The sequence below is a fragment of the Nocardia jejuensis NBRC 103114 genome (assembly GCF_001613145.1).
Classification (GTDB): Bacteria; Actinomycetota; Actinomycetes; order Mycobacteriales; family Mycobacteriaceae; genus Nocardia; species Nocardia jejuensis.
In genome coordinates this window covers 60,262-74,361 of sequence record NZ_BDBU01000049.1, presented here as the reverse complement: position 1 = coordinate 74,361, position 14,100 = coordinate 60,262, and the positions used below count along the sequence as shown (strand labels likewise).

Genomic DNA, 14,100 nt, shown 5'->3' with positions numbered 1-14,100 from the left:
CGGCTGTCCGGTGACGGTTCGGGCACACAGTTCGTGCGTGTGGTGAGGAAGGATGTTCAGTGGTGACCGGATCGGCGTTCGCCGTCGCTGTCGTTGGTATGTCTCGCAGGGCACCGTATGCCGGGTTCGGTAGTGCCGCAATAGTGTTCGACGCGGAGTTCTTCGGGGTCTCGTCTGAGCAGGCGGCGGTCATCGACCCGCGGGAGCTGCTGGCGCTGGAGCTGAGCTGGGAGGCGCTCGAAGACTCCGGCGTGGTCGCCGCGGTGCGCGAGGGTCTGCGGTGCGGCGCGTATCTCGGTGCGGTGGATGCGACGCGAGTCCGCGACCACTTCGGGTTCGAGGCTTCGGGCACCATGATCGAGTCGTCGGAGCTCGTGCTCCGGCTCGTGCGCGAACGACTTCGCGAGGGAATCGATCTGGCGCTCGCGGGGGAGTGCGTGGTCGACGGCCTCAGTGGCGTGCTGGTGTTGAAACCACTGGCGCGAGCGGTCGCCGACGGTGACCGGATCCACGGGGTTCTTCGAGACGATGTGCTCGAGGACGACCGAGGGCGTTCAATTGCGCAGCTGGACAGCGCTTTCGGTGTCACCGGCGTGATCGACGCGTTGCTCGATGCGGCAGCGGACGTTCAGGACCACGGCACGGGTGGTTCCAGTGGTCGGGCTGCGCTGCAAGAGTCGCAGTCCGGTCCGGCCGCGGCCGGACATGCCGCCGGGCCCATCCCGTGGGTGCTCTCGGCTCGCGACGATACCGGTATCGCCGCCCAGGCTGCCCGGCTGCACCGATGGGTGCTGGATCGACCGGCGTTGGACGCTCTCGATGTGGCGCATTCCCTGCTGACCACACGGACGCAACTGGGTCGGCGTGGACGCGTCGTCGGCCGGAACCGCGAGGAATTGCTCGCCGGTCTGGCAACGTTGGCCGATCCGTCCGCCCCGGCGGTGCGCATCGAGCCGACGATCGAGCAGGCCGAACGGCGCAAGATCGCCTTCGTCTTCCCCGGCAACGGCAGCCAATGGGAGGGAATGGCGGCCGAACTGCTGGACTCGGATCCGATATTCGCGGCATCGATCGCGGAATGTGAAGCGGCACTCGCGCCATACCTGCACTACTCGCCTACCGCGGTGCTGCGTCGTGAGGTCGGCGCGCCCGCACTGGATCGTGTCGATGTGGTCCAGCCGGTTCTGTTCGCGGTGATGGTCGCGCTGGCGGGCAGGTGGCGCGCGGCCGGTGTGCAGCCCGATGTGGTGATCGGACACTCGCACGGTGAGATCGCCGCCGCCTACGTCGCGGGCGGACTCTCACTGTCCGACGCGGCGCGTGTGGTGGCCCTCCGGTCGCGGGCGCTGGCCGATGAGCTCGCCGGACACGGCGGTATGGTCTCGGTCGGGCTCGACCCGGAAGCCACTCGGGAACGCCTGTGGGCCTACGGAAATCGACTGTCCGTGGGAGCGGTGAACGCACCGGCGCAGACCGTGGTGACCGGTGACAGCGCGGCGCTCGGGGAGTTCCTCGAGGAGTGCGCGCGCGACGGAGTGCGAGCCCGCCGGATCGCGATCGACTACGCCTCGCATTCGAGCGCGGTCGAACGAATCCGAGATCGTCTGCTCGCCGACTTGGACGCGGTCCGCCCGCGGTCCGGCACGGTGCCGTTCCTCTCCACGGTCCTTGCCGCCCGGATCGACACCGCGGAATTGAACGCGGAGTACTGGTACCGGGCGGAACGAGAACCGATTCGATTCGCCGACACCGTCGCAGGTCTGATCGAGGACGGCGTCACCGGATTCCTCGAGATCGGCCCCCATCCGGTACTCGCACCGGGGATCGAGTCGACCGCCGAGGCGGCCGGTGCCGCCGGGAACGTGACCGTCATCGGCACGTTGCGGCGCGGCGAGGACGCCGCTGCCAGATTCACGGCCGCGCTCGCACAGGCATACTGCGCCGGAATACCGGTAGAACCGTACGCACTGGTCGCAGGCGGTTCGCGAGTGGAGCTGCCGCCGTACGCGTTCCAGCGCCGTGGCGTGCGATCCGGTGCGCTGGTCACCTCCGTCGGAGAGCGCGGAACGCGACTCGGCCGGTGGCGGGACACCCCACTGGCTCGCACACTGAGCGCCACCGCCGAATACCTGCACGGCACAGTGGTTCTCGACATCGTGCGCGAGCAGACCGCGGCAGTGCTCGGCGTGGGCTCGGCGCAGCAGGTCGACCCCGATCTGCCGTTCGCCGAGCTCGGCATCGACTCGATCACCGGTGTGGAGCTGCGAAACCGCCTGGTGCGCGGCACCGGAATACCGCTGCCCGCCTCCCTCGTATTCGACCATCCGACCGCGAACGCGGTCGCGGCACTGCTGCGTGCCCTCCTCGCCGGAGCGGACCGCACCGAGCATCGCGTGGCGCGCCCTCTGTTCACCGATGAGCCGATCGCGATCGTCGGCATCGGCGCGAGATTCCCCGGCGGCGTGAACTCGGCCGAGGACCTGTGGGATCTGCTGAACGCGGGCCGCGACGTGATCAGCGAGTTCCCCACCGACCGAGGATGGGATCTGGACCGGCTGTACGATCCGGACCCCGGCACACCGGGAACGGTCTACACGCGTCACGGTGGATTCCTTTCCGGCGCGGGCGATTTCGATCCCGGGTTCTTCGGCATCAGCCCGCGTGAGGCGCTGGCGATGGATCCGCAACAGCGACTGCTGCTGGAGACCTCCTGGGAGGCGCTGGAAGACGCGGGCATCGATCCGGCGTCGCTGCGCGGCAGCGATACCGGAGTATTCGCGGGTGCGTGTTCGTCGAGGTATTCGCGGCGGGTGACGGGCGACCTCGAGGGTTACCGGCTGACCGGCACCTCACACAGCGTCATCTCCGGCCGGATCTCGTACGTGTTCGGCCTCGAGGGCCCGGCCGTGACGGTGGATACGGCGTGCTCGTCATCGCTGGTGGCACTGCACCTGGCCTGTCAGGCTCTGCGTCAGGGCGACAGCGCGCTCGCACTCGCCGGTGGCGTGACCGTCGCCGCCGACCCGGATCTGTTCGTGGACTTCTCCCGTCAGCGCGGTCTGTCACCCGATGGCCGCTGCAAGGCGTTCTCCGCTGAGGCCGACGGTGTGGCCTGGTCCGAGGGCTCGGGTGTCCTTGTTCTGGAACGGGTTTCGGACGCGCAGCGCAACGGCCACACTGTCCTGGCGGTCGTTCGCGGCAGCGCGGTGAACCAGGACGGCGCGAGCAATGGCCTGACCGCGCCGAACGGCCCCTCGCAGGAGCGCATGATCGCGCAAGCACTCGCCACCGCGGGACTCACCGCGGGCGATGTCGACGCGGTCGAGGCCCACGGAACCGGTACGGCCCTGGGGGATCCGATCGAAGCCGAGGCGCTGATCGCCGCGTACGGGCGTGATCGTGGCGACCGGGAACCGCTACGGATCGGCTCCCTGAAATCGAATATCGGTCACACCGTCGCCGCCGCGGGCGTGGCGGGTGTGATCAAGATGGTGCAGGCCCTGCGCCACCAGCGTCTGCCCCGGACATTGCACGCCGAAACCCCGTCGCCGCATGTGGATTGGACCGCGGGCGCGGTGCGCCTGCTGACCGAGGCCGAGCCGTGGCGGGCCGGCGATCGCGTCCGGCGCGCCGGTGTGTCCTCGTTCGGGATCAGCGGCACCAATGCACACGTGATTCTCGAGGAAGCGCCCCCGGCGCGAGTCGACGCGGCGGCGCCGAGCCCCGCGCTCATCGCATTGCTGGTGTCCGGCAGGGGCGAAGCGGGCCTGCGGGCGCAGGCACACCGGCTGCGCACCTGGCTGACCGACCGACCGGATATCGATCTCGCCGAGGTGGCCCGTGCGCTGGCGACGTCTCGGGCGCAGCTGAATTCGCGCGCGGTGATCCTGGGCGACGATCGAGAAGAACTGCTGCGAGGCGTGGCGACCCTCGCCGAATCGGCCACTGGCGCGCACGTGATCACGGGTGCCTCCGCGCCGGGGCGAACGGCGTTCCTGTTCACCGGTCAGGGCGCGCAGCGCGCGGGTATGGGAGCGGGCCTGTATGACGCGTTCCCGGTGTTCGCGACCGCGCTGGACGAGGTGTGCGCGCACTTCGACCGGACGCTGGAGCGCCCGCTCCGCGACGTCATGTTCGGCGACACGGCCGGCTCGGTACTCGATCGCACCGAATACACCCAGCCCGCGCTGTTCGCCTTCGAGGTGTCGGTGTACCGCCTGCTGGAATCGTTCGGCGTCACACCGGATGTGCTGATCGGCCATTCGATCGGCGAACTGGCCGCCGCCCATCTCGCGGGCCTGTGGTCGCTCGCGGACGCGTGCCGACTGGTGGCGGCACGCGGCCGGCTCATGGGCGCATTGCCCGAGGGTGGCGCGATGCTGGCCGTCGGAGCCTCCGAAGCCGACGCGAACGATGTCATCGCAGACTATCCGGGCCGGGTCTCGATCGCCGCGGTGAACGCGCCCGCGGCCCTGGTGCTCTCGGGCGAGGAAGACACGGTCACCGAGATCGAGGCGCTGTTCGCCGATCGCGGTGTGAAGACCGCACGCCTGCGCGTGAGTCATGCCTTCCACTCGCATCGGATGGAACCGATGCTCGCCGAATTCGAGTCCGTCGCAGCGGAAATCACCTACCACCGGATGCGACTTCCGGTGGTGTCGAATCTGACCGGACAGCTCGGCGGGAACGAGATGGGCGAACCCGCCTATTGGGTTCGTCAGGTGCGATCCGCGGTCCGATTCGCACCGGGCATCCAGACGCTCGCCGACTCGGGCGTGCGCCGATTCCTGGAGATGGGGCCGGACGCGGTCCTGACCGCCATGACCGGTCAGATCCTGCCCGGCGAGGCCGACACGACCTGGGTGGTCGCCCCGGCGGCACGCCGGGATCATCAGGAGCTGCGGCAATTCGCGACGCTGCTGGCCCGAGCACAGGCCTGCGGCATTCGCGTGGACTGGACCCCGCTGCTCGGTCGCCGGACCACATCGCGAGTCGCCCTGCCCACCTACGCCTTCCAGCGTCAGCGGTTCTGGCTGCCGCCGCGCTCCGAAGTCGTCGGCGACGCGCTCACACATCCACTGCTGACAGCGGTGGTCCCGGTGGCGGGCAAGGACGAGTTCCTCGTCACCGGCGAGTTCTCCCTCACTGCCCAGCCGTGGATCGCCGATCACCTGGCCTACGGCACAGTGGTGCTGCCCAGCGCCGCCCTCGCGGAATTCCTGCTCGCCGTGGGCAATCGGATCGACTGCGGAGTTCTCGACGAACTCACCCTCGAGGCTCCGATCCCGCCGTCGCGGGGCGCTCGGGTCGCACTCCAGGTGTCGGTCGGAGAGCCGGATCGCTCCGGTCGCCGCCACTTTCGCGTCTACTTCCGGCAGGCGGACACGGCTGCGGGTGAGTGGGTCCGCAACGCCAGCGGCGTTCTGGCACCGTCCAGGGCCGGCGGCGACGCTCTGCTGGACGAACTGCGTGCGACGAGCTGGCCGCCGATCGACGCCGAAACCCTTTATCCCGAAACAATTGTCGAGCAGATCTCGCAGGTAGCCGGACTCGAATACGGACCGGCGTTCACCGGCGTCGTGGGGGCATGGCGTCGAGGCGAGGCGGTCTTCTCCGAACTGACCCTGAACACCGCCGCCGCAACCGAGGCCGAGCGGTTCGATCTGCATCCCGCGCTGCTGGATCTGGTGCTGCATGCCGGGCTGGGCGGATTGCTGTGGCGTGATCGGAGCGGTGATCCCGACGTCGGCCGGTTGCTGTTCCGCTGGGGTGGAGCACGCCTGCACAGGCCGCTGACCACGGCGACGACGCTGCGGGTGATCGCCGTGGCTCGCGGACCGGAGACGATCGCCGTTGCGGCCATCGACGAGTCGGGACGCCCGGTCGTGTCGGTCGACGAGGTAGTCATGCGGCCCTACGAGGTGAAGCGGTTGCGCGGCGCCCTGTCGGAGGATGACGCCGACCTGTACGAGGTGCGGTGGACACCCGCACCGGCGACGGCGCCGGGTCCGGCCGAGAACACGATGGCCGTGCTGGGTTCGACATCGATCGCCGGAGTCGGCACGCGGTATCGGACCGTGGCGGAACTCGCAGCAGCACAGGAGATTCCATCGATCGTGCTGTGGCGACCCGAGTCCGGATCGGGAGCGCGCACCACAGCGGTCGATCCCGCGGCCGTGCGCGCCCGGCTGGACGAGGCGCTGGCGACGGTGCAGGGGTGGCTGGCGGAAGAACGACTGGCCGAGAGCCTCCTGGTCGTGTTCACCGAGAACTCCGCCGCCCTGCCGGACGAAACCCAGGATCTCGCCGCGGCGTCGATCCAGGGCCTGATCCGCAGCGCGCAGTCCGAGTATCCGGGCCGCTTCGCGCTGGTGGATGCCGACCCGTCCGCCCTCGCCCCGGACGCGGATCGGGCGTTGATCGGCGCGGTCCTGAGCGCCGGGGAACCTCAGGCCGCACTGCGCGGCGGAGCCATGTTCGTGCCCAGATTGACGAAGGTCCGCGCGGAAACCGAAGCGGCACAGCACCACCGGTCTCGACCCGCCGATAACCGAAACGATCACTCCGAGCGACAGTTCGGTGACGGCACCGTCCTGGTCACCGGCGGAACCGGCGGCCTGGGTGCGCTGCTGGCGCGGCACCTGGTGCACAACCACGGGATCGAACATCTGCTCCTGGTGTCCCGTCGCGGCGAAACCGCCCACGGTGCAACAGAATTGGCCTCGGAGCTGACCGAGTCGGGCGCCACGGTGCGCATCGCGGCCTGCGACGTCAGCGACCGCGACGCACTACGCGAACTGCTGGAATCCATCGCACCCGCGCATCCGCTCACCGCCGTGATCCACGCGGCGGGTGTGCTCGATGACGCCACCGTCTCGGGTCTCGGCACCGAGCAACTGCACCGGGTGTTCGATGCGAAATCCACCGCTGCCTGGCACCTGCACGACCTCACCCGTGACCGTGAGCTGTCGGCCTTCGTGTTGTTCTCCTCGATCGCCGCGACCATCGGCTCGGCGGGCCAAGCGAACTACGCGGCAGCCAACGCCTTCCTGGACGCACTGGCGCTCCGGCGCCGGGCCGAAGGGCTGCCCGCGCTGTCACTGGGCTGGGGACCGTGGAATGCCGCCGGTGGCATGACCGGCGCCCTGGACCGCAGTGCCGTCGCCCGGTGGGAACGCCTCGGAATGTCCGCGATCGACGACGACCAGGGCCTGCGGCTCTTCGACGCTGCCACCGGTCGCGCCGAGGCACATCTGACCGCCGTTCGATTCGACCCCGCGCGGCTGCGGCGTGACGTCCGCGACGGCTCGGCCCCGGCCGTGCTGCGCGGTTTCCTGCCCCGAACCCCGGACCGGCCCGCCGCCGCGTCGAGTTCCCTGGGCTCCCGACTGGCCCGGGTACCGGCAGCCCTGCGCGCCGAAGTGGTCCTGGACCTGGTCCGCGAGCATGCGGCGGCCGTGCTCGGTCACGATTCCGCCGAGGACATCGCCCCCGGAGAACGCTTCGACACCTTGGGTTTCGACTCGCTGGGCGGTGTCGAGTTCCGCAACCGGCTGGCGCAGGCCACGGGCATGCGGCTGCCCTCCACCCTGGTCTTCGACCATCCCACCGCCACCGCGGTCGCGACGCTCCTGCACTCGATGATCGACGGCGCCGCCATCGGCGTCGAGCCGGTGCGCGCACACCGTCGCGGACGCGAGGACGAACCGCTCGCCATCGTGGGCATGGCGTGCCGGTATCCCGGCGGCGTCGACTCTCCGGACGCACTATGGGATCTCGTCTCCTCCGGAACCGACGCGACCGGCGAGTTCCCTGCGGATCGCGGCTGGGATCTCGAGCGGCTCTTCGACCCGGACCCGGAGAAGTCCGGGACGGTCTCTACCCGTCGCGGTGGATTCCTCTACGACGCAGCCGATTTCGATCCGGCATTCTTCGGCATCGGCCCGCGTGAAGCCGCGGCCATGGATCCCCAGCAGCGCTTGCTGCTGGAGGTGTCCTGGGAAGCACTGGAGCACGCGGGAATCGACCCGACCTCGCTGCGCGGCACCGACACCGGCGTCTACACCGGCGTGATGTACCAGGACTACGAGTCGGTGACCGCCACCGCCGGACCGGAAGTCGAGGGCTACCTCCTGACCGGCGGTCTCGGCAGTGTGGCCTCCGGCCGGGTCGCCTACGCGCTGGGGCTGGAAGGCCCGGCGATGACGGTGGACACCGCCTGCTCGTCGTCACTGGTGGCGCTGCACCTGGCGGGGCAGGCGTTGCGCCAGGGGGAGAGCTCGCTCGCCCTGGTCGGCGGCGCGACGGTGATGTCGACACCGATGGTGTTCCAAGAGTTTTCGCGACAGCGCGGCCTGGCCCGTGACGGCCGGTGCAAATCGTTCTCGGCCGAGGCCGACGGCGTCGCCTGGTCGGAGGGAGCGTCCGTGCTGGTGGTGGAGCGGCTGTCCGATGCGCGACGGCTCGGACATCAGGTGCTCGCCGTGGTGCGCGGCAGCGCCGTCAATCAGGACGGTGCGAGCAATGGCCTGACCGCGCCGAACGGCCCGTCCCAGCAACGAGTCATCCAGGCGGCCTTGGCGAATGCCGGTCTCGAACCCCGCGATGTGGACGTGGTCGAGGCGCACGGCACCGGAACCGCACTGGGCGATCCGATCGAGGCACAGGCCCTGATCGCCGCCTACGGGCAGGACCGCACGGGCGAGCCGCTGAATATCGGCTCCCTCAAATCGAATATCGGCCACACGCAGGCTGCGGCGGGCGTCGGCGGCGTGATCAAGATGGTGCAGGCGCTGCGGCACGCGAGGGTGCCCCGAACCCTGCACGTGGATCGGCTGTCGCCGCACGTGGATTGGTCGGCGGGATCGGTACGGGTCCTGGCCGAGGAGCGGGCCTGGCCCGCCGGAGATCGAGTGCGCCGCGCCGGTGTGTCATCGTTCGGCATCAGTGGCACCAATGCGCACGTGATCATCGAAGAAGCTCCGGGCCAATCGGTTTCGGTCTCCATGGCCACGTCGGACGATGACTCGGGGGTGACGCCGTGGGTGCTGTCTGCCGCATCGCAGGAGGGCCTGCGCGCCCAGGCGGCGCGGCTGCGCTCGTGGCTTGCCGAGCGCCCCGATGCCGACATCTGGTCGGTGGCGAACTCGCTGGTGCGGTCGCGGGCATCGCTCGACCACCGGGGAGTCGTTGTCGGCCGAGGCCGGGACGAATTGCTCACGGGCCTGGATGATCTGGCGACAGCCGCGCCCGCGGCGGTCCGGGGCGCCGTGAGCCCGGGCAAGACCGCATTCCTCTTCACCGGTCAGGGTGCGCAACGCGCAGGCATGGGCGCGGGTCTGTACGAGGCGTTCCCGTCGTTCGCGACCGCGCTGGACGAGGTGTGCGCGCGGATCGATCCACTGCTGGGGCGTTCGCTCAAAGTCGTGATGTTCGACGACCCCGACGGTCTGCTGGATCGCACCGAGTTCACGCAACCGGCATTGTTCGCGTTCGAGGTGGCCCTGTGTCGGCTGGTCGAATCATACGGTGTCACAGCGGATCTGATGATCGGCCACTCGATCGGTGAGCTCGCGGCGGCCTATGTGGCGGGCGTCTGGTCGCTCGAGGATGCCTGCGCGCTGGTCGTGGCCCGGGGACGGCTGATGGGTGCGCTGCCTGTGGGTGGCGCGATGCTCGCGGTGGCGCTCCCCGAGGCGGACGTGCGGCGAGTGCTCATCACCGGTGTGTCGATCGCGGCGCTGAACGGGCCCTCCTCGACAGTGCTGTCCGGTGGCGCGTCGGCGATCGCCGAGATCGAGAACCGACTCGCCGGCGATGGTGTGAAATCCTCCCGCCTGAAGGTCAGCCACGCCTTCCACTCGGCTCTGATGGACCCGATGCTGGACGAATTCCGTTCCATCGCAGAGGGAGTGACCTACCGGGAACCCCTGCTCCCGATCGTGTCCGATGTCTCGGCGGGACTCGTCTCGACGGAGCTGACCGATCCGGAATACTGGGTCGCACAGGTCCGGGAAGCCGTCCGGTTCGCACCGGGAATCGACACCCTGGTTCAGGCCGGAGTTCGCCGATTCGTCGAGATCGGCCCGGACGCGGTGCTATCCGCCATGACTCGGCACTGCCTTGCCGAAACCCCTGTCACCGAAGCCAAATCGACGGTGATGGCCGCGTCCCGTCGCTCGATTCACGAGCCCACGCAATTCGTGAGCGCCCTGGCGCAGTCGGCCGTGAGCGGGATCGAGGTGGACTGGACGCCGCTCTTCGAGCACCGTGCCACCGAGCGAATCGATCTGCCCACGTACGCATTCCAGCACCGCCGCTACTGGGCACAACCGGTACTCACGACCGATCTGCTGCACTCCGGTGTGGACGACCCTCGTCACCCGCTCCTGAGTGCGATGGTGCGACTGCCGCGGTCCGAGGACGTGGTCTTCACCGGTCGGCTGTCCCTCGCGGCGCACCCGTGGCTCGCCGATCATGCCGTCGCCGGGGTCGTGCTGCTGCCCGGAGCGGCCCTCGTGGAACTGGCTTCGCACGTGGGAACGCTCGTGGATCGGCCGCGACTGGCGGAGCTGGTGATCGAGACACCGCTGGCGCTCGCCGAGGCACCCGTCGACCTGCGCGTGGTGGCCGCACCGGCCGCAACCGGCGCTCGGACTATCACGGTGTACTCACGCATCGGCGGCCCGGCGGCCTCCGATGACGAAGCAGCACAGTGGATTCGCCATGCGACGGCGACAGTGACCGAGGAGCCGGACCTCTCGCCGGTCGAGGTCGATTCGTCGCACTGGCCGCCCGCGGGCGCGACCGCCATCGCGCTCGATCACGCGTACACAGGACTCGCCGAACGCGGCTACGAGTACGGCCCCGCATTCCGCGGACTCACGGCCCTGTGGACCCGCGACGGTGAGGTCTTCGCGGAAGTCACGCTGCCGGACTCCGCCCGGTCGGACCGCGCGAGATTCGCCGTGCACCCGGCCGTGCTGGATGCGGCACTGCACGCGCTCCTGCTCGGCGGCCTGGCCCCCGATACTCGGCCCGGCGCCATTGCCGTCCCGTTCTCCTGGGAGAGCGCCGCCCTGTACCCGACCGGAGCGACCACGGTGCGGGTCCGCGCCGCCGTCACCAGCTCCGGACCGGGCGGTGAGCAGATCACCCTCACCCTCACCGATCCCGCGGGCGCACCGGTGGCCGCCGTGGGTGCGCTCACCCTGCGCACGCTGTCGACCGACGCCATGGCTCTCCCGCGCGCGGAAGTCCTAGGCTACGAACTGAACTGGGTGCCACGGGCCGAGTCGGTGCCGGGCGTCGTCGCCACCTGGCACTCCCCGCCGGACGATGCCGAAACGGTGACTCTCGACGGTCGCGTCACGACGGTGATCCGGGTCGCCGCCGAGCACCGGAATGCGCACTCACGCGACGGATCCCCGCGCATCGCGCTGCCGCACCAGGTCAGGGACCTGATCACCGAACTCACCGTGCACCTGCAGCGCCTACTCGAGCGAGATCACCGACTCGTCTTCGTCACCAGCCACGCCGTCGCGGTACATCCGCACGACCCGATCGACCTGTCGGCGGCGGCCGCCTGGGGTCTGCTGCGCACCGCGCAGAGCGAGAACCCCGACCGAATCCTGCTCGTCGACACCGACGATCGGGCGAATTACCGTGCCGCCGTTCTACTCTCGGCAGCGGCCGCCGAACCTCAACTGGCCGTGCGCGCCGAAAGGACCTACGCACCGCGCCTGCGCGCCGCCGATCAGCGCACCCTCACCCCACGAGATGACTCGCCATGGGGGCTCACCCTGTGTGACAAGGGCACCCTGACCGCGGACAACTTCGCCCTCACCGCGCAACCGACCGCCTCGGCCGCACTCGAGCCAGGGCAGGTCCGGGTGAGCGTCCGATCGGCGGGCCTCAATTTCCGGGATGTCCTGATGGCCCTGGGCACCTACCCGGACAAGGCCGGCAGAATCGGCGGCGAGGGAGCCGGAGTCGTTCTGGAGACTGCACCGGACGTGACCGAATTCGCGCCGGGTGACCGGGTTTTCGGCCTGATTCCGGGTGTGGCCTCGACCGCGGTGGTCGATCGCCGACTGCTCGCGGCCATGCCGCACGGCTGGTCCTTCGCCCGGGCCGCCGCGATTCCGATCGTCTACGCGACCGCCTACTACGGGCTCGTCGATCTGGCCCGGGCACGTCCCGGGGAGACCCTGCTGCTGCACGCGGCGACCGGCGGCGTCGGTCTGGCCGCGATACAGCTCGCACGCCACCTCGGGCTCCGGATCCTGGTCACCGCCAGCGAGCCCAAGTGGAATGTGCTGCGCGAAAACGGGTTCGGCGATTCGGAGATCGCCAATTCCCGCGCGCTGGATTTCGAGCAGAAGTTCCTCGACGTCACCGAGGGGCGTGGCGTCGATATCGTCTTGGACTCCCTCGCAGGCGAATTCGTGGACGCGTCGCTGCGGCTGCTGCCGCGCGGCGGCCGGTTCGTCGAGATGGGAATGATCGATCGCCGTGATCCGGCCGAGGTGGCCGCCGAGTACCCCGGCGTGGACTACCACAGCTTCATGCTGATGGAGGCCGGTCCCGACCGACTGCACGAGATCCTGACCGAGCTGGTCACGCTGTTCGAGACGGGCAGCCTGACCCCGGGCCCGACCGTCTCCTGGGATCTGCGGCGCGCACCCGAGGCCTACCGATACCTGAGCCAGGCCACGCACATCGGCAAGAACGTGCTGACCGTCCCGGTCGCGCCGCGTCCCGGTGGCACCGTCCTCATCACCGGCGGCACCGGCGGATTGGGCGGGGTGACCGCACGCCACCTGATCACCGCCCACGGCGTGCGCAGGCTGATGCTGGCGGGCCGCCGCGGCCCGGACGCACCCGGTGCGGCCGAACTCTCCGCCGAGCTGAGCGCGCTCGGAGCACACGTGGACGTGGTCGCCTGTGACACCGCAGATCGCGCCGCACTCGACGCGGTTTTGGCCGCGATCCCCGCGGAGCATCCGCTGACCGGCGTCGTGCACGCCGCGGGCGTCCTGTCCGACGGTCTGCTGAGCACCCTGACCCCCGACCGGATCGCGCGGGTGCTGCGCCCGAAGGTGGACGCCGCGTGGAACCTGCACGAGGCGACCGAGCACCTGGATCTGTCGATGTTCGTGCTGTACTCCTCGATCGCCGGTCTGATCGGCAACCCGGGCCAGGCGAACTATGCCGCGGCCAATGTCTTCCTCGATGCCCTGGCACAGCACCGGCACCGGATCGGCCTGCCCGCGACCTCGGTGATCTGGGGGCCGTGGGAGCAGAGCGGCGGCATGACCAGCACTCTCGGCGCCGCCGATCTCGCTCGCCTGCGGCGTGAAGGTCTGCTCCCACTGACCGACGCGGACGGCACCGCCCTGTTCGACGCCGCGCTCGCGGGCGGCCGTTCCGCCTCGGTGGCGATCCGAATCGATCGCACCGCCCTGGACGAATCCCCCGAGCCGGTGCGCCCGATCATGCGCGACCTGTCGCGGCCCCCGCGCCGCCGCACGGCCGACCCGGCGAACCCGCCCTCCGCCGCCGATACCACACCCGTGATCACACGGCTGCTCGGCCGCTCGACGGTCGAGCAGGAGCGTGTCCTGCTCGACGTGATCCGTGCCCAGGCGGCAGTCGTGCTGGGGCACACCGGTGCCGAGCAGACCCCGATCGACAAGCCGTTCAGCGACATCGGATTCGACTCGCTCGGTGTGATGGAGTTCCGCAACCGCCTCACATCGGCTGTCGGAGTGCAACTGTCGGCCACCGCCATGTTCGACCACCCCACTCCCGAGGCGCTCGCGGCACACCTGCGGCACGAGCTCGTCCCGGTCGACGACCCCGCCGAACGCATCGCCGCCGAGGTCGAATCGCTGGCGCACAGCGTCGCCACGGCAGAGCTGTCCGCGGCGGACCGCTCGGCCCTGGCGAGCAGGGTGACCGCGCTGCTGCGTGAGCTCGAAGGCGCCGATCCCGGCGACACCGATATGAGCGGTGACGCCGAGGATCTCGAATCCGCCGACGACCGCGAGCTTTTCGACTTCATCGACAACATCAGCTGACCCGTTCAGCGACCCCGTC

Annotated in this window: 1 protein-coding gene; it reads left to right on the top strand. The window is 69.8% G+C overall.

The features are described from left to right. Positions 1–98: 98 nt before the first annotated feature. Complete coding sequence (locus tag NJ1_RS31950; RefSeq protein ID WP_157574412.1) at positions 99–14,081, top strand: type I polyketide synthase; 13,983 nt, start codon at positions 99–101, stop codon at positions 14,079–14,081. Positions 14,082–14,100: the final 19 nt, after the last annotated feature.